At 70.8% G+C, this 16,178-nt stretch carries 22 protein-coding genes; 11 read left to right on the top strand and 11 right to left on the bottom strand.

Annotated elements, in window-relative coordinates:
* Positions 1–235 precede the first annotated feature (235 nt).
* Positions 236–1,012, bottom strand: a complete 777-nt coding sequence (locus EXE47_RS14725) for an enoyl-CoA hydratase/isomerase family protein (RefSeq protein WP_089307709.1) — start codon at positions 1,010–1,012, stop codon at positions 236–238.
* 93 nt (positions 1,013–1,105) lie between these two features.
* Entirely contained in the window at positions 1,106–1,327 is a 222-nt protein-coding gene (locus tag EXE47_RS14720; RefSeq protein WP_049929687.1) for a hypothetical protein, read from the bottom strand.
* Positions 1,328–1,460: 133 nt separating this feature from the next.
* Here EXE47_RS14720 and aroC point away from each other — a divergent pair, with 133 nt between their 5' ends.
* A complete protein-coding gene (gene aroC / locus EXE47_RS14715) occupies positions 1,461–2,648 on the top strand; it encodes a chorismate synthase (RefSeq protein ID WP_089307710.1) in 1,188 nt (395 codons plus the stop codon).
* A 61-nt stretch (positions 2,649–2,709) separates the two neighbouring features.
* Here the strand turns inward: aroC and EXE47_RS14710 are convergent, their stop codons facing one another.
* Positions 2,710–3,612: a ZIP family metal transporter gene (locus EXE47_RS14710; protein ID WP_089307711.1), complete on the bottom strand. Its 903-nt coding sequence runs from the start codon at positions 3,610–3,612 to the stop codon at positions 2,710–2,712.
* 73 nt (positions 3,613–3,685) lie between these two features.
* On the bottom strand, positions 3,686–4,276 hold the full coding sequence (locus EXE47_RS14705) for a TIGR04206 family protein (RefSeq protein WP_089307712.1): 591 nt from the start codon (positions 4,274–4,276) through the stop codon (positions 3,686–3,688).
* 133 nt (positions 4,277–4,409) lie between these two features.
* Between EXE47_RS14705 and EXE47_RS14700 the strand changes: the two genes are divergently transcribed.
* Positions 4,410–5,177, top strand: coding sequence for a hypothetical protein (locus EXE47_RS14700; protein ID WP_049929691.1), 768 nt, complete (start codon positions 4,410–4,412; stop codon positions 5,175–5,177).
* 31 nt (positions 5,178–5,208) lie between these two features.
* Positions 5,209–5,505 carry a hypothetical protein gene (locus EXE47_RS14695; protein ID WP_241988180.1) on the top strand — a complete coding sequence of 99 codons (297 nt, stop codon included), beginning with the start codon at positions 5,209–5,211 and terminating at the stop codon, positions 5,503–5,505.
* 27 nt (positions 5,506–5,532) lie between these two features.
* Here EXE47_RS14695 and EXE47_RS14690 read toward each other — a convergent pair whose 3' ends face one another.
* Together EXE47_RS14690 and EXE47_RS14685 are read right to left on the bottom strand one after the other, a co-directional pair.
* Positions 5,533–5,796: a hypothetical protein gene (locus EXE47_RS14690; RefSeq protein ID WP_089307713.1), complete on the bottom strand. Its 264-nt coding sequence runs from the start codon at positions 5,794–5,796 to the stop codon at positions 5,533–5,535.
* 160 nt (positions 5,797–5,956) lie between these two features.
* Positions 5,957–7,300 carry an alkaline phosphatase family protein gene (locus tag EXE47_RS14685; protein ID WP_049929693.1) on the bottom strand — a complete coding sequence of 448 codons (1,344 nt, stop codon included), beginning with the start codon at positions 7,298–7,300 and terminating at the stop codon, positions 5,957–5,959.
* Between EXE47_RS14685 and EXE47_RS18535 the strand changes: the two genes are divergently transcribed.
* Entirely contained in the window at positions 7,299–7,439 is a 141-nt protein-coding gene (locus tag EXE47_RS18535; RefSeq protein WP_158293619.1) for a hypothetical protein, read from the top strand. The genes EXE47_RS14685 and EXE47_RS18535 overlap by 2 nt on opposite strands.
* A complete protein-coding gene (locus EXE47_RS14680; RefSeq protein ID WP_049930091.1) occupies positions 7,436–8,407 on the top strand; it encodes a phosphoadenosine phosphosulfate reductase family protein in 972 nt (323 codons plus the stop codon). The genes EXE47_RS18535 and EXE47_RS14680 overlap by 4 nt, the downstream gene beginning before the upstream one ends.
* Positions 8,408–8,443: 36 nt before the next feature.
* On the opposite strand, the gene EXE47_RS14675 is transcribed toward EXE47_RS14680, so the two are convergent.
* Entirely contained in the window at positions 8,444–9,697 is a 1,254-nt protein-coding gene (locus tag EXE47_RS14675) for a trans-acting enoyl reductase family protein (protein WP_089307714.1), read from the bottom strand.
* A 132-nt stretch (positions 9,698–9,829) separates the two neighbouring features.
* Between EXE47_RS14675 and EXE47_RS14670 the strand changes: the two genes are divergently transcribed.
* From EXE47_RS14670 to EXE47_RS14660, 3 genes are all read left to right on the top strand, one after another.
* The gene (locus tag EXE47_RS14670; protein ID WP_049929695.1) at positions 9,830–10,093 is read left to right on the top strand and encodes a hypothetical protein; all 264 of its coding nucleotides are present in this window, start codon (positions 9,830–9,832) and stop codon (positions 10,091–10,093) included.
* On the top strand, positions 10,086–10,295 hold the full coding sequence (locus tag EXE47_RS14665; RefSeq protein WP_049911035.1) for a hypothetical protein: 210 nt from the start codon (positions 10,086–10,088) through the stop codon (positions 10,293–10,295). Before EXE47_RS14670 ends, EXE47_RS14665 begins: the two co-directional genes overlap by 8 nt.
* Positions 10,296–10,487: 192 nt before the next feature.
* Positions 10,488–11,492: an arsenic resistance protein gene (locus EXE47_RS14660; protein ID WP_089307715.1), complete on the top strand. Its 1,005-nt coding sequence runs from the start codon at positions 10,488–10,490 to the stop codon at positions 11,490–11,492.
* A 60-nt stretch (positions 11,493–11,552) separates the two neighbouring features.
* On the opposite strand, the gene EXE47_RS14655 is transcribed toward EXE47_RS14660, so the two are convergent.
* The 4 genes from EXE47_RS14655 to EXE47_RS14640 all read right to left on the bottom strand — a co-directional run bounded on the left by EXE47_RS14655 (position 11,553) and on the right by EXE47_RS14640 (position 14,997).
* Positions 11,553–12,464, bottom strand: coding sequence for an NAD-dependent epimerase/dehydratase family protein (locus tag EXE47_RS14655; RefSeq protein WP_086220510.1), 912 nt, complete (start codon positions 12,462–12,464; stop codon positions 11,553–11,555).
* 89 nt (positions 12,465–12,553) lie between these two features.
* A complete protein-coding gene (locus EXE47_RS14650; RefSeq protein ID WP_089307716.1) occupies positions 12,554–13,450 on the bottom strand; it encodes a DUF4097 family beta strand repeat-containing protein in 897 nt (298 codons plus the stop codon).
* Positions 13,443–14,126 (bottom strand): sensor domain-containing protein, encoded by a 684-nt coding sequence (locus tag EXE47_RS14645; protein ID WP_233125175.1) that lies wholly within the window; start codon positions 14,124–14,126, stop codon positions 13,443–13,445. The genes EXE47_RS14650 and EXE47_RS14645 overlap by 8 nt, the downstream gene beginning before the upstream one ends.
* Before the next feature lie 112 nt (positions 14,127–14,238).
* Positions 14,239–14,997 (bottom strand): sensor domain-containing protein, encoded by a 759-nt coding sequence (locus EXE47_RS14640; RefSeq protein ID WP_049929699.1) that lies wholly within the window; start codon positions 14,995–14,997, stop codon positions 14,239–14,241.
* Positions 14,998–15,158: 161 nt separating this feature from the next.
* Here EXE47_RS14640 and EXE47_RS14635 point away from each other — a divergent pair, with 161 nt between their 5' ends.
* From EXE47_RS14635 to EXE47_RS14625, 3 genes are read left to right on the top strand one after another with little or no spacing between them, the layout of a single operon-like run.
* Complete coding sequence (locus EXE47_RS14635; RefSeq protein ID WP_049929700.1) at positions 15,159–15,515, top strand: winged helix-turn-helix domain-containing protein; 357 nt, start codon at positions 15,159–15,161, stop codon at positions 15,513–15,515.
* Positions 15,512–15,895: a hypothetical protein gene (locus EXE47_RS14630; protein ID WP_241988181.1), complete on the top strand. Its 384-nt coding sequence runs from the start codon at positions 15,512–15,514 to the stop codon at positions 15,893–15,895. Before EXE47_RS14635 ends, EXE47_RS14630 begins: the two co-directional genes overlap by 4 nt.
* Positions 15,892–16,164 (top strand): hypothetical protein, encoded by a 273-nt coding sequence (locus tag EXE47_RS14625; protein WP_049929701.1) that lies wholly within the window; start codon positions 15,892–15,894, stop codon positions 16,162–16,164. The genes EXE47_RS14630 and EXE47_RS14625 overlap by 4 nt, the downstream gene beginning before the upstream one ends.
* Positions 16,165–16,178 lie beyond the last annotated feature (14 nt).

Here is a 16,178-nt window from a genome sequence, read left to right as displayed (position 1 = left end):
CGCGCCCGCCCCTTCGAGTCCCGCCCCGCACAGCGACCGCACCTCACGCCTCCCCGGCCTCGTCGCCGGCGGCCACGCCGCCGGCTGCCAGAGGCGTCGCGCCTCGCTACCGCTCACGGCCTGTTGGCGGTTCGCGGCGTCCCTCGCACGCGCTTCTCGCGGCCGCCGAGGGCAGCCGCTCGACGGCGCGCGCCACCACACCTCGGCACAGCACCGACAGCGATCCGCTACCGCGTTATTCGAACTCCGGATCGCGCTTCTCCAAGAAAGCCGTCATCCCCTCGCGCTGATCGTGCGTCCCGAAGAGGCCGGCCCACGCACGGCGCTCCAAGGCGAGCCCGGTCGCCGCCGACCCCTCGCCGGCCGCGTTCAGCGCCTCCTTCGCCGCGCGCAGCGCGGTCACCGGCTTCGCTGTCAGCTCGCCGGCCAGCTCGTCGATCCGGTCTTCGAAGTCGTCGTCCGCGACGACCTCGCCGACGAACCCGACCTCGGCCGCCTCGGTCGCGTCGATGCGCTCGCCGAGGAAGATCAGCCGGCGGGCGACCTCGTCGCCGACGAGCGCCGGGAGCCGCTGCGTGCCGCCCCAGCCGGGGATGATCCCCAGATCGATCTCGGTCTGCCCGAGGACGGCGCTCTCGGCGGCGACCCGCAGGTCACAGGCCAAGGCGAGCTCGCACCCGCCGCCGAAGGCGTAACCGTCGACGGCGGCGATCGTCGGCGCGGGGAACGACTCGATCGCGTCCGCGACGCGGTGGCCGAGCTCGGCGTACGCCTGCGCCTCGGGCGTCGAGAGGTCGACCATGTGCGAGATGTCCGCGCCCGCGACGAACGCCTCGTCGCCCGCACCGGCGATCACGAGGACGCGAGCGTCGCGCTCGGCGGCCTCGTCGAGCGCGTCCTCGATCGCTTCGAGCGTCTCGGCGGTGAGCGCGTTGAGCTGCTCCGGTCGGTCGACGGTGATCGTCGCGACTCCGCGGTCGTCGACGTCGAAGGCGATGGTGTCCCAACTCATACCCGCCCCGTCTCGCGGCGACGTGAAAACGGTTCGGCAGGCGGATCCGACTCGGTCGGAGGCGGGGCTCCGCGGGCGGCGGCGACTCGACGGTCAGACCTCTTCGCGGCTGTCGATCCCGGTGTAGATGAACCACGCCGTCGTGTACACGCCGACGAACAGCAGGTAGCCGACGATCAGTCCCCCGAGCTGGCGGCTCGCGAGCCCGCCGGGGAGCGTCCGCGAGAGGATGCCGAGCGCGAGGGCGAAGACGACGAGCGAGAACAGCCCCGAAAGGGCGTACACGCCGAGGTCGGAGGTGAAGCGGTCGCGCACGCACCCACCAACGCGTTCCCCTTACATACCGCCGTCGGTCGCGCGCCGGTCGGCGCGTCGTCTCGAAGTCCGGGCGAGCGCCGCTCGTTGCGCGGATTGCAACCCCTATAAGCCCCCGGCCACACGTACCGGTATGAACGGGAACCGGTTCGGCCGACTCTTCCAGCTGACGACCTACGGCGAGAGCCACGGCGACGCGATGGGCGTCACCGTCTCCGGCGTGCCAGCGGGCGTCGAGCTCGACGAGGAGGCGATCCAGGCGCAGCTCGACCGGCGCAAGCCGGGCCAGTCGATGATCACCACCTCGCGGGGCGAGCCCGACGAGGTCGTCGTCAACTCCGGCGTCCAGGACGGCTACACCACGGGCACCCCGATCGGAATGGTGATCCAGAACAAGGACGCCCGCTCGGGGAAGTACGAGCCGTTCGTCACCGCGCCGCGCCCCTCGCACGGCGACTACACCTACTCCGCGAAGTTCGGCACACGCAACTGGGGCGGCGGCGGGCGCTCCTCGGCGCGCGAGACGGTGAACTGGGTCGCGGCCGGCGCGGTCGCCGAACAGGTGCTCGACGCCTCTGACCACGACGTCGAGATCAAAGCGCACGTCAATCGCATCGGCGACATCGAGGCCGCCCCGGTGAGCTTCGGGCAGATCCTCGAACACAGCGAGGAGAACGACGTGCGCTGCGCCGACCCCGAGGCGGCCGCGGAGATGCAGGAGCTGATCGAGGAGTACCAGGAGGAGGGCGACTCGATCGGCGGTTCGATCTACTTCGAGTGCCGGGGCGTCCCCCGGGGGCTCGGATCGCCGCGCTTCGACAGCTTCCCCGCCCGCCTCGGGCAGGCGATGTTCTCAATCCCGGCGACCACCGGCGTCGAGTACGGGCTGGGGAAGGACGCGACGCACGTGGCGGGCAGCGAGCGCAACGAGGACTGGACGTTCGACGACGGCGAGTCGTTCGACCACGTCGAGAGCGAGGAGGGCGACCCGGTCCCCGAGGGGAACGACCACGGGGGGCTTCAGGGCGGGATCACCACCGGCGAGCCGATCTACGGCGAGGCGACGTGGCACGCGCCGACCTCGATCCCGAAGAAGCAGCGCTCGGCCGACTGGGAGACCGGCGAGGAGAAGGAGGTCCAGGTCGTCGGCCGCCACGACCCCGTCCTCCCGCCGCGGGCCGTCCCCGTCGTCGAGGCGATGCTGTACTGTACGGTGCTCGACTTCATGCTGCTCGGCGGCCGGATCAACCCGGACCGCGTCGACGGCAATCCGGGACAGTACGACACCGATTACCACCCGAGTAGCCCGCGCAACGAGTAGCGACCGACGCCCGCACCTGGGCCTGTGCCGCGGTCGTGCGCTTCCAGCGTCCGGCGCCCGCTCACACCACGACGACGGCGTCGACGACGACGAGCAGGACGAAGCCGACGAGGAACGCGCCGGTCGCGGCGTCGGCGTGCCCGTGCCCGTGCGAGGATGGGATCAGCTCGCGGAAGACGACCGCGAGCATCGCGCCCGCGGCGAACCCCGACGACACCGGGAACAGTCCGGCCCCGACCGACACGAGCGAGAAGCCGAAGACCGCGGCGACGACCTGCGGGACCACTCCCGAGAGGGTCGTGTACCAGACCACCCGGAGGTTCGACATCCCGGTCTCCGCCATCGGCACCGCGAACGCGAACCCGTCGGGCACGTTCTGAAGGCCGATGACGACCGCGAGCAACAGCGCGACCTCCTCCAGCCCGGAGGCGAACGCGACGCCGATCGCCAGCCCCTCGGGGGCGTTGTGGAGGGTGATCGCCCCGCCGATGAGCAGCGCCTTCCGGAGCGAGGACTCGCGCTCGGCGAGCGTCCCGGCGTCCTCGTCGACCGATTCCGGCTCCGCGTCGCCTTCCTCGGCGGCGGAGCCCCGGGTGGCGAAACCCTCGGTGACAGAGTCCCCGGTCGGCGGCTCCATGACCGCGGCGTCGTCTGCGGTCGCGCCGCCCTCGACGAACCACGCCCGGTACTCCGCGTGGAGGTGCGGAATGAGGTAGTTCCCGCCAAGCAGCGTCGCCCCGCCGAGGAGCACCCCCGCCATCACCGCGCGGAGCGTCCCCTCCTCCATGCCGGGGATCACGAGGCCGAACACGCTGGCGGCGACCATCAGCCCGGCCGCCAGCCCGAGGGCACCGTCGTAGATCCGGTGTGTCACGCGATGCCGGAAGAAGACGGGGAGGGCCCCGATCCCGGTCGCGACCCCGGCGACGGTCGTCACGCCGAGGACCGAGGCGAGCGTCGTCATACACTGCGAGACCGCGCACTGGGATATAAATGGGCGGGGACGGCGGGAGGGCGGGGCGGGTTCCGGCGGCCGCTCAGCGAGTGGCTATCCCGGCGAGGTCGCGCCCGTAGGCCCCGAGGGCGACGAGGAGCGCCGCGACCGCGCCCGCGGGGATGACCGAGAGCCAGCCGGCGGTCGACCCGACGCCGAAGCGCACGCCCAGCCCCGCGGCGACCCACAGCGTCGCGGCCGCGGCGAACACGAGCAGGCCGCCGGTGACCCGCCGGTCCTCGCGACCGAGCGCGACTCCGCCCGTGGCGCTCCCGAGCGCGAGCAGGTGGAACCCGACGGCGAGCGGCCACGCGCGGATCGACGGAGGGAGCGTCGCGAACGGCCGCGGCTGGTCGAGGAAGTACGACCACACCGGGTACCCGCCGATCCCGCCGTCGGCGCCGAGCGTCACGAATCCCCAGAGGCTCACCAGCGTCGCGGTCCCGTCGCCGCCGGGCACGACCGCCATCGGGACCGCGAGCAACGCGGCGGCGAGGAGCCATTCGACGCGCCCGCTGGTCGACGGGCCGTCCGACTTCGACGCGGGTCGGGGCCTCGATTCCGCCTCCGGCCGTGCGGTCGATTCGGCCGGCGACTGCGACCCCGACCCCGAAGCGCCGTCCGGTCTCTCCATGCGAGCGGTTCGACGCCCGGAAGTAAGTATGGTCGGGGCGTCGGGGCGGCGGTGCGTCGGGTCGGCGGTGCGTCGGCGCCGCCGCGCGAGCGGTCCCCGTCAAGCGTAACTCATCGCCGCCCGTAAGCAGGGTGTGAACACTGACGACGGCGGCCACCACGACGCGGCGGTCGACGCGCTGGCGGCGCGAGCGTACGAGCGGGCGGGCGACCGCTACACCCGCGGGGGGCGACGCGTGCTGGCCGACCCGCGGCCGGAGGTCGACCCCTTCGAGCCCGACGAGAAGGGGTGGATCGGACAGGGGCTCCAACAGCTGCTCGCCGCGGCGGTCGCGTACCGCGTCGCGGGCGCCGACGGTCGCGCGACCCAGCGCGCGGTCGAGGGGATCGCCGCGAGCCGCGACTTCGGACGCGTCCTCGACGAGCCGGGGCAGGGGGCCTGCCTGAGCGAGTTCGTCGCAGACTTCCGGGTCGCCGGCGGGCTGGGCGGCGCCGACGACGCGTACGACGACGCGGCGGCGCGCTACGAGGCGGCGGGCGACGGCGTCGACGCGCCGCAGGCGCTCGCGACGACGCCGCTCTTTGAGGCCGCGGCCGCGACGATCAAGCAGGTCGCGCGGGGACAGGCGGACGGCGAGATCGCGATCAAGTGGGAGGACCTCCACGGCGCCGACCCCGACCGCCCGGGCGATTTCCTCGCGCACCGCGCCCGATTCAAGAAGCAGCGGTTCCGCGGCCTGATCGAGCGCGCGGTTGATGACGGCCACCTCGCCGCGCCCCGAGGGACGACCGAGTACAACAACGACGGGAACCGCTGTCCGAACTGCGGGTCGACCCACGTGAACTGGGCCGGCACCGGGATCCTCTGTCTGCGGTGTTCGACGCCGACCGAGAGCATTTAACGGTCGGAGTCGAACCGGCCGATCGACACCGATGTCGCCCTCCATTCCCTCGTTCGGGAGCGACGAGCGGTCGGACCTCCCGTCCGACCACCTCGCGGTCGACGCGACGGGAGCGTACGTCGCGGAGAACTCGGGCGGATTCAACGATCCCACCCGGGGGCGCATGGTCGCGCTCGGTTCCGGCGGGTCCATGCGGTGGGAGGCGCCGTTTCCCGACGAGATCGAACCGCGGGCCCTGTTCGCCATCGGCGGCCGACTGGTCGCCGTCGAGCGCGAGACCGCGTACGCGTTCCGCGCGACCCCGGGCGAGCGCTGGTCGCCGCTGTGAGGGCTGTGAGTCCGGGGCGTCGTCCGGCTACGCGGTGAGCGCGTCGAGCACATCCGAGACGGAGAACGTCGTGTTGGGCTGCCGTAGTCGGTCGATCGGAATCCACCGCGAGACGTGTTCGGTCCCTCGCTCCGGTTCAACGAGCGCGAACGAATCGCCGCAATACGGCCATTCCTCAGCGATTCGACCCTCGTAGACGCGCCACACCTCGTGGGCAGGCTCCCCGCCGCGCTCGAAGACGCGCTCGAAGGTACCGACCGCCGTCGGGTCGAGCGGCTCCACGCCGAGCATCTCGTCGAACTCGCGGACGACCCCCTCGCGGCTGTGTTCGTCGAACGGCGCCGAGCGCGACGAAGCGAACGCCGTCGGTCATCACACGCGATACGCCGTCCGCCCGGAGGGTGACCGTGTCGGATACGCCCGCCGCGGGACGGCGGCGTCGGCGAGGTCGCTACGACAGCAGGCTCTCGCCGTCGAACTCGGCGTCGGCGTCGACGTCGAGCAGGTCGAGCACCGTCGGCGTCACGTCGAAGAGGTTCGCGTCGGCCAGGTCGAGGTCTGGATCGGTCGCGTACAGCAGCGAGTTCTCGAACTTGTGCATCCCGTTGCGCGGTCCCTCGGTGAACACCGCCTCCTTGCCGGAGAAGCCCGACTTGAGGTCGAACCCGTCCGCGGGGATGACGACCAGGTCGGGGGCGATGTCGTCGTGGGCGCCGTCGAAGGCGTCCTCGCCTTTCACGATCCGCTTACACACCTGTCGGCCGTCGGGGCCGGTGAGCGATTCGAGGTCGTCGATGAGCTCCTCGCGCGTCGCCTCGTACTCGTCCTCGGGCACGACGCCGTTCGGCTCGCGGCCCTCCACGTTGAGGTAGAAGCGCCCGGGAATGAGCGAGTACGCGCGCGCCTCGTCGTCGATGTCGGTCAGCGAATCGTGGTCGTCGTCCTCGTATGAGAGCCACCCCTCGTCGGCGAGGAACTGGTTACAGTTCACCTCCCACTCCAGCCGGGTGAAGCCGTGGTCGGAGGCGACGACCAGGGTGGTGTCGTCGTCGAGCGAGTCGCGGATCGCACCGATGTACTCGTCGAGCGTGCGGTAGAACTCGAGGAACTCCTCGGCGTACTCGCCGTCCGTCGCGTAGTCGCCGAAGAGGAAGTGGTTCACGCGGTCGGTGCTCATGAACACGCCGAAAAAGAGGTCCCAGTCGTCCTCGGCGAGGTAGTGGTCGAACGCCTCGTACCGGGCGTCGAGGGTCGCGTGCGCGTCTTCGATGAACTCCGTCTTGTCGTCGTCGTGGCCGAGCTTGGCGTTGACGTCGATCTTGTAGTCGAAGCCGTCGAGCGTCTCGCGGAGCGACTCGTCGCTCGTAGCCGACTCGAGGTCGGGCGAGAGGAAGCCGGAGGCCATCCGCTGGATCCGCGTCGAGGGCGGGAAGGTGACCGGGACGTTGAGGACGGTCGCGTCGCGCCCGGCGTCGGTGACGCGGTCCCACAGCCGGGTCGCCTGTACGTGGCGCCCGAGCGGGACGTACGTCTCGTAGGAGTCGACCTCGCGGTCCTGGAAGCCGTACACGCCCGTTTCGCCGGGGTTCACGCCGGTCGTGAGGCTCGGCCAGCAGGCGCTCGACTCCGGCGGCACGATGCTCTCCAACCGCCCGCCGGAGCCGGTCTCGGCGATGTCGGTCAGGTTCTCGAAGACTTCCGGGTGGTCCTCGACGAGGTCGAGCGGTACGCCGTCGATGCCGAGGAAGACGACGCGGTCGTCGTCCTCGCCGCGGAGCCGGTCGAACAGACCCATGACCGACGATTCCGGGGCGGTCGGCATATCCCTTGTGTTCCGCGAGGGCGCGGCGACGGCGGCCCGGCAACGGACCGGCGGCCCCCGGCCGCGATTCAGAAGGCCTATTTCCTTTCGCGGCGACATCTCGGGCGTATGAGCGACGACTTCCCGGCGAGCGTCGACGTCGATTACGCCGACGGCGAGGGGGAGACCCCCGACGACTACCCGTCGATCCAGCACAAAATCGAGAAGGCGGTCGAGGTCACGCGCCGCGGGCTCGAACAGTACGACAACCCCGCCGTGATGTGGACGGGCGGGAAAGACTCCACGCTGACGCTGTACTTCATCAATCAGGTGGCCGAGGAGTACGGCTACGAGAAGCCCACCGCCGTGTTCATCGACCACTTCCAGCACTTCGACTCGATCACCGACTTCGTCGAGCACTGGGCGGACGAGTGGGAGATCGACCTCGTGTACGCCCGCAACGACGACGTGGGCGCGTACGTCGAGGAACACGGCCTCGAACCCGGCGACGACATCCCCGTCGACGCGCTCTCGGAGCACAACCAGCACCACATCCGGGAGATCCTCGAGTTCGAGGAGGACACGTTCCCGTTCCTGCTCGACACCTACGTCGGCAACCACCTGCTGAAGACGGTCGCGCTCAACGACGCCCTCGAGGAGTACGACATCGACGGCGTCATCTCCGGCGTCCGCTGGGACGAGCAGGAGGCCCGCGCCGACGAGACGTTCTTCTCGCCGCGCCACGACCCCGACCTGTTCCCGCCGCACGACCGCATCCAGCCTATCCTCCAGTTCGCCGAGGCCGACGTGTGGGACGCCTTCTGGAACTTCGTCGTCCCCGACACCGTCGAGGCGTTCCCCGACGAGGGGTACATCCCGCAGGCCGACGACGATCTGCCGGAGGGTGTCACGCAGGAGGACATCCCGATCTCGCCGAAGTACTTCGCCGGGTTCCGCTCGCTCGGCAGCGAGGTTTCGACCGAGAAGACGACCGAGGAGCCCGCCTGGCTCCAGAACCTCGAAGGCACGACCGAGCGCGCCGGCCGCGCCCAGGACAAGGAGGACCTGATGGAGCGCCTGCGCGACCTCGGCTACATGTAATCGACGGGCGGGAGCGGTCCGCCCGATACGCTTCTTTTACGACTCGCCGACCGCTGCGGTGAACCCCACGTCGCGGAGTCGCTCCGCGAGCGGGATCCCGATCCCCGACGCCGGCGTCAACACGCCACCGTCGAACGGGGAGTCGACGTCGTCGCGCGCCAGACAGACGGCCGACTCGCCGAGCATCCGCGCCGTCGCGCCGTAGCCGGGGTCTCGGTCGGCCCCGAACTCGGCCTCGACGGTGAACGGCCCGTCAGCGCCCGTCCCGCGGCCCAACACCCGGATCAGGAAGCTCCCCGCTTCCGCCTCCTCCCGCGTCGGCCCCTCGCCGGGGTCGGGGAAGACGTAGCGCCGCAGCGCGTCGCGCACCGGCCCGACCGACATGGCCGCGGAGAACAGCCCGAGTCCGCCGGCGGCGGCGGTCGCGGTCGCCGCGCCGACCGGTCCCGACCCGGTCGGCACGACCTCTCCGCACTTGAACTCGCGGCCCCACGGGTAGCCGAGCAGGGCGTTGCTCCGCCGGACCACGCGCTCGTTCACCGGCGCCATCGGCGACGGGGCGGTCCACTCGCCCCGGAGCGGATCGCGCCGCGGCCAGCGCTGCTCGCCGGGGTCGACGCCGCTCCGCTCGCCGCGGGGGGCCAGCGAGTACGGGTTCCGGAGCGCCTCGCGGGCGAGCGGGTCGGTCGCGGCCGCCTCGAACAGCTCGCCGAAGCTCGCAAGCGTGCCGCCGCTGACGCTCCCGCTCCCGCCGTCGAGGTAGATCCGGACTGACTCGCAGGGCGCGCCGTGGGCCTCCGCCGCGAACGACTGGACGAGCAGCGTCCCGATGTCCGCCGGCACGGAGTCGAACCCGCAGCTGTGGACGATCCGCGCCTCGTTCTCGACGGCGGCCTCGTGGAACCGGTCGACCGTCTCGCGCACCCAGTTCACCTCGCCCGTGAGGTCGCAGTAGTCCGTCCCGGTCTCGACGCAGGCCTCGACCAGCGGCGTTCCGTACGCCGTGTACGGGCCGACCGTCGTACAGACGACCTCGGTGTCGCGGGCGATGGCGCGCAGGCTCTCCGGGTCGGTCGCGTCGCCGACGACGACGGGCACGTCGTCCCACGCGTCGCTCCGCCGCGTGAGGTCGTCGACGAGCGCGTCGAGCCGCTCTCGACTCCGCCCGCCGACGGCGAGCGAGAGGGCTTCGGGGTCGTATCGCTCGGTCAGGTACTCGGCCGCGAAGCGCCCGGCGACGCCGGTCGCGCCCCACACCACCACGTCGTGTTTCCGATCCGCGTTCGACATCCATGAGCGCGTACGGGCCGGCCGCCTAAACCAACGGGGGTACGCGTCGCCGGAACCGGGACGCCGCCGAACCCGACGCGGCAGGACGCTGTGACGCGCTACCTCTTTACACTGGCAGCCGCAACGGATCGCATGGCCGTTGGCACTCGGTTATCACTACAGCTCGCCGACTTCGGCACCCGATCGCTCGTCACCCACGCGCTCATGGCGGTGGGGTTCGTCGGCGCGGTCGTCACGGGGTTGTTCGTCGACGGACAGCTCGGCGTCGTCTCGATGGCGGCGTTCATCAACTTCACCGCCGGCTTGTGGATCTGCCAGTCGATCCACTCGCTCGGCAACGCCGCCACCGAGGACGAGTATCAGGGCGTGCTCAAGGAGATATTAAATCGTGTCTAGCGAGCCCGGCATCGACACGGGCCGTTTCGGGCGAACGCTCGTGCTCATCGGCTTCGTCACGACCGTCTTCCTGTTTCTTATCGCCGAGCGCCTCTCCGGCGACACGTTCCGGATCGGCGCTATCGCGATCGGGACGGTGGCGCTGATCACCGCGATCACCGGATTCCTGATCGCCGCTGGCAGCGCGGTCGAGGGGCACTAGCCCGGCCGCGACCCGCAACGCGCCCGTCTCGACAGGAGCAGCCCCCGCGCGCTCGCGTCGCCGCACGCGTCGGCCCGCATCGCCGTGCGCGTCGGCCCGCATCGCCGTGCGCGTCGGGCCGCGCCGGAAATTGTCGGGTCACCCGCGTTCTGCCCGAAATATTATTGTGTAGTAACCACAATAATATACACGATGATACGGCGGTTCCTCACAGGGATCAAGTCGAACCTGATCTACGTCGTGGCCGGGTCGCTGGCGGCGGGGCTGATCGTCGGGCAGTTCACCGGGGCGTCGTTCAAGCGACTCCTCCAGTCCGCGGTGGTCCCCGTGCTGTTCCTGATGATCTACCCGATGATGATCAACATCGACCTCAGGGAGGTGGTGAACGTCCGCAGCCACGCGCGGGTCGTCGCGCTCAGTCTCCTCGTCAACTTCGGTGTCGCCCCGCTACTCGCGGTCGGGCTCGCGCGGCTGTTCTTCGACGGGAGCGTCGGCTACGCGTTCGGGCTCTACTTCATCGCGCTCATCCCGACCTCCGGAATGACCGCCGCTTGGACCGGGCTCGCCAACGGCGACTTGGAGTCCGCGCTCGTGGCGATGGCGGTGAACCTGCTGGTCGCCGTCGCGGTCCTGCCGACGTACCTCGCCGCGCTGATCCCGGCGAGCGTCGGCTTCGACGCCGCCGCGCTGTACGGGCAGCTCGCCCGCGTGGTCGTCCTCCCGATGATCGCCGGCACGCTCACGCGGCGGGTGCTGCTCGGTCGGCTGGGCGCGGACGGGTTCAGCCGACTGAAGCCGACGCTCGGCGGGCTCAGCTCCTTCGGCGTCATGCTGATCGTGTTCATCGCCATGGCGATGCGATCCGAGAGCATTCTCGCCGACCCCGTCGCATCGGGGGCCACGATCGTCCCCATCGTGGCGTTCTACGCGCTCCTGCTCGCCGTCGGGTCGGGGCTCGGACGCGCGCTCCGGGACGCCGCCAGCGGCGTCGCGCTCGTGTACGCCACGAGCATGCGCAACCTCTCGATCGCGGTGGCGGTCGTCGTCGCCGCGCCGGCGGTCCCCGAGACCGCCGTGCTGCCGATCACGTTGGCGTACGTCGTCCAACCGCCGCTGGGCGCGGTGTATATGCACTACCGCCGCGACGTCGCCGACGGCGACGCGTCGCTCTCCGACGCGGTCGCCTCGATCATCTGAGCCGTCGAGCGGCCGGTCGTCGCCGGAGGCCGCGGCCCTCCCTACCGGGCCGTCGTCGCGCTACTGATACGGTTCGCAGACCCTCTCGACGCCCTCCTCGAAGCCGATCTCGGGCTCCCAGCCGGTGGCCTCGTGGAACGTCGAGTAGTCGGCCATCGTGTCGTGGACGTAGCCGTCGAACGGGCACTCGATGTACTCGGGGTCGACGTCCGTCCCGAGCGCGTCGTTGATCATCGCGACCATCTCGTTGAACGTGTACGCCTCCTGGGTGCCGACGTTGTACACGCCCGTCAGCTCGTGGTCGGCGGCGAGCTCGCAGGCGCGGGCCACGTCTGAGACGTGCGTGAAGTCGCGGGTCTGGCTCCCGTCGCCGAACAGCTCGGGCGCCTCGCCGGAGGCGATCGCGTCCGCGAACTGCGCGACCGTGTTCGCGTACTCGCCCTTGTGCTCCTCGTTGCCGCCGAAGCCCTGGTACACCGAGAAGAAGCGCAGGCCGGCCACGTTCATGTCGTGGTGGTTGGCGAAGTACTCGGCGTAGCGTTCGCGGGCGAGCTTCGAGGCCTCGTAGGCGGTGTGCGCCTCCACGTCCATGTCGACGGGCGAGGGCTCGGTTCGGCTCCCATAGATCGAGGAGGTGGAGGCGTAGACGACCGTCTCACAGCCCGCTTCGCGGGCACGCTCGACAGCGTTGACGAACCCCTCGACGTTGACGCGGCAGCCGCGCTGGGGGTCGTTCTCGTGCATGTTCCGCGAGGAGAGCGCGGCGAGGTGGAAGACGACGTCGACGTCGACGGGGTAGTCGTCGTCGACCACGGAGGCCTCGACGAACTCGACGGCGTCGTCGAGGTTCTCGGCGGCGCCGAGGTAGAGGTCGTCGACGGCAATCACGTCGTTATCGACCGCGAGGCGGTTCGCGAGGTTCGAGCCGATGAACCCGGCGCCGCCCGTGACGAGGACGCGTTTGCCTTGCATGATCGAGTGTCCTCGGAGGCGACAATTCAGCGCTTCGGTTTCGCGCGGGAGCGCAGGTCGCCGCTGTCGACAACGGCGACGCCGACGGCTCACGCCCGGATCGTGATGTCGCCGTCGCGGGTCCGGGCTGTCACCGCGGCGTCGCCGCCGTTGACGGCCGCTCGGAGCCGAGACTCCGTCCGCTCGCGGACGCTGACCGCGCCGCCGCCGTCCGTGACGACGAACTCCCCGTCGTCGGTTCTCGCGGTCAGGGTCGCGCTCAGATCGTCGCCGAGCCGGAGCAGGAGGTCGCCGTCGGTCGACGCGACGACCGCGTCAGACGCCGCGGCGGGCACGTCCGCGACGACGTCGCCGTCCCGCGTCCGCAGGGCGTCGACGCGGGCGGGATCCCGCGCGCGTATCTCGCCGTCCACGGTCGTCGCCGAGAGCGTTCCGTCGGTCCCGTCGACGAGAACGTCGCCGTCGCGGGACTCGGCGCGCACGTCGCCGCGGGCGTCGGTGACCGACACGTCGCCGTCCGTCGTCGCCAGCGTCGCGCCGTCGGGGACCGACTCCGCCCGCACGTCGCCGTCGGCGGTGCGGACCTCGTCGACCGCGACGCTCGGCGGCGCGCGGATCTCGAGGTCGACGCGGCCGCCGCCGAACCCGACGACCCGCGGCTCGTCCGTCGTCACTTCGAGGCGGTCGCCGACGGTCCGCACGGTCGCGCCGAGTTCGTCGAACGAGACGCGGCCGAGGGCGCGCTTCCGGGCGACGACCGCGATGTCGTCGCGGGACTCCGCGCGGAAGTCGATATCGCCGGTGGCCTCCGTCACGGCGAGCGTCGAGACCGTCGAGGGGTCGACGCTGCGCCGCTCCGTCTCCGTCCGGCGGTCGACGTCGACGACGCCGCTACAGCCGGCGAGGGTCGTTCCCAGTCCAACACCGACCGCGCCGAGCAGTCGCCGCCGCGTCGACGACCCGTCGGCTGCCGAACGGTCACGCATCGGCCGCCTCCGCGGACCGCGCCGCGCCGCCGAGCAGCGCGTCGGTGAGGAAGCCGCCGAACCGGGCGACGCCGTTGGTCACGTGGAGCGACACGAGGACGAGGAGGACGCCGAGGCCGCCCCCGGCGACCGCCTCGCCCAGCGTGTCGACCACGTACGGGCCGAACGTGTAGGTGACGCCGGGCGCGTCGTAGAGCGCCGGCGCGGCGAGCAGCGTCGCAGACACCGCGAACGCGGTGACGAGCGCGGTGAACGCGACGACGCCGTAAACGAACTTGAGCCCGACGAGCAGCAGCCCGGTCCACGCCGCCGGCGCGGTGAGGACCCGCTTCGTCGTGCCGATCGCCTCCTCGACCGACCCGAAGGCGAGTTCGATCCCTCCGTCGTCGCCGTCGACCTCGACGTCGAGGAGGTGGTCGGCGAGCCGGCGCTCGAACGAGCTGATACCGAGCGTCACGACCAGCGTCGCGAGGACGATCGGGACGCCGGCGAACGTGACGAGGAGCCCGAGTCCCGTCGAGAGGCCCGTCGTGACGACGGTGAAGTAGGCGATGCCCAGCGGGAACGCTAACAGGAGGTACGCTAGGTTGCGATACGTCTGCGCGTCGAACGGCACACCGACGAAGCGCGCGAGCGCCGCGACCGGTGAGCGTGGGGACCAGCGGTGATCGCTCATGCTGTACCTACCGCTTGCGACCGAGCTCACATATAAAGAATCGAACGCTGCTCAGCGGGCAACGCCACCAAAAATATAAGTACGATGTTTTTCGCAGCGGGCGAACGCCGGGTCAGTCGTCGCTCACCGGCGAGGTGCCAGCGCCGAGCGCGAACTCGGCCCACCGCGCGCAGAGCCAGCCGGCGGCGCTCACGACGTTCAGCCCGACGAGGGCCGCCAGCACGCCGAACAGAGACATGAGGAGCGCGCCCGGCAACGTCGACACCTCCCACGACGTGAGTCGGACGATGAACGAGACGCCGACCTCGAACTGCTCCCACGGGACGACGACCGACAGCTCCCGACGGATCGGCTCCGGGAGGATGAGCCCGACGGACGCGCCGGGCGCGTCGTAGTACAGCGGCGCCGCCAGCAGCGACGCGCCGACGCTGAGCACGACCGTGAGGAGCGTGAAGCCGGCGACGCCGATGATCAGCTTCGACAGGACGAACAGGAGGGCGCCCCACACGGCGAGGTCGGTCGCCGCGGCGAGGGCCCGGTCGGCGATGCCCGACGCCTCCGTCACCTTCCACGACGGGTCGGCGATGTCGGCGCCGAGGAGCCGACGAGCGAGCACGCGTTCGCCGATCGACACCAGCACCACGCCGCCCAGCGTCGCCGCGAGGATCGGTACGCCGACGAGGAGTACGGAGAGGCTGACACCGAGCGACAGCCCGACCACGGTACAGACGAAGTACGCGATCCCGAGGGGAAACGACAGCGCCAGGTACGCCGCAGCGGCGTAGGTCCGAATCCGGAACGGCGCTGAGAGCACCGCTTCGGCGACCCGTCTGTTCGCGGGGGGATCCGAGAGCGCGTCCGAGAGGGCCATCGGCTGAGTGAAGCGTCGGCCAGCAGCCGTAAGAAATCTCGGTCTCGTCAGCGATCCGACGGTTCTCGTGACGCGGACCGACGCTGCGCGCCGGACTGCGGCGCGACCGAACTCAGTCCTCGGCGGGAAGACTAAGTTTCCCGATTACGAGGTTCGACCGAATGGGCACGGAGGCGTCGGTCGATCCGCGGGAAGTGTACTCGCTGCTCGACGACGAGTACGCCCGGCAGATCCTCATCGAGACCTACGAGGAGACGCGGTCGGCGAGCGCGCTCAGCGAGGCCTGCGACGCCTCCGAGGCGACCGTCTACCGCCGGCTCGAACGCCTCCGCGAGCAGGACCTCGTCGAGACGGTACAGGAGGTCGACCCGGACCGCGGTCCCCAGCAGGTGTACGCCGCTCGGCTCAACCGCGTCTCCGTCGACCTGACCGCGAGCGGGTTCGAAGTGAGCGTCGACTACGTCGAGGAGACGGCCGCCGACCGACTGACGCGGCTCTACGAGGAGCTTTCGGGATGATCGGAACGTGGCCCGTGGCGACGGCGCTTGCGGCGGTCACGGAGCAGAGCCTCTCGGTAATCGGGCGACAGAGTCTCCCGATTCAGGTCGACGTGGTCGGCGGCGGCGGTGGGCTCGCCGCGATCACGATCGCCGCGTTCTTCCTGTCGGTGCTGCTCGCGGTGTTCGTCACCTACCGCTTCGCGCGTGGATACCTGCGAACGCGCCGCCGGCCGCTGCTGTTCCTGACGCTCGGGCTACTGCTGTTGGCGCCCCTCCCGATGTTCCTCCGGCTGGCGTCCGGCAACGTCGCGTGGGTGACCGCCACCGAGCGGACCGTGGTCGTGACCGCGAGCAAGCTCTGCGGGCTCCTGCTGATCCTCGGGGTGGTCTACCGGTGACGCTCTCCGTCGTCGCGACCGCGGGCGGGGTCGCCACCGCCTGCCTCGGGGCGTACGTGTCGTACCTCGCCTACGACGGCTGGCGCCGGAACGAGAGCCGGACGATGCTGCTTCTGGCCGTCGGCGTCGCCTGTATCGCGGTCCTCCCGTACGTCGTCGCGTACGGCCTGACGCCGCTGTTGGGGCTCTCCGACGCGGCAACCGTGTTCGGCGTCACCGTGGCGCACCTAATTGGACTCGGCGCGCTGGCGCGGTCGGTGACCGACTGACGCGGTCGGGCGTG

It is taken from the genome of Halorubrum sp. GN12_10-3_MGM, from assembly GCF_005435235.1.
Lineage (GTDB): Archaea > Halobacteriota > Halobacteria > Halobacteriales > Haloferacaceae > Halorubrum > Halorubrum ezzemoulense.
The sequence above is the reverse complement of the archived record's forward strand: the minus strand, read 5'-3'. Positions and strand labels throughout refer to the sequence as shown.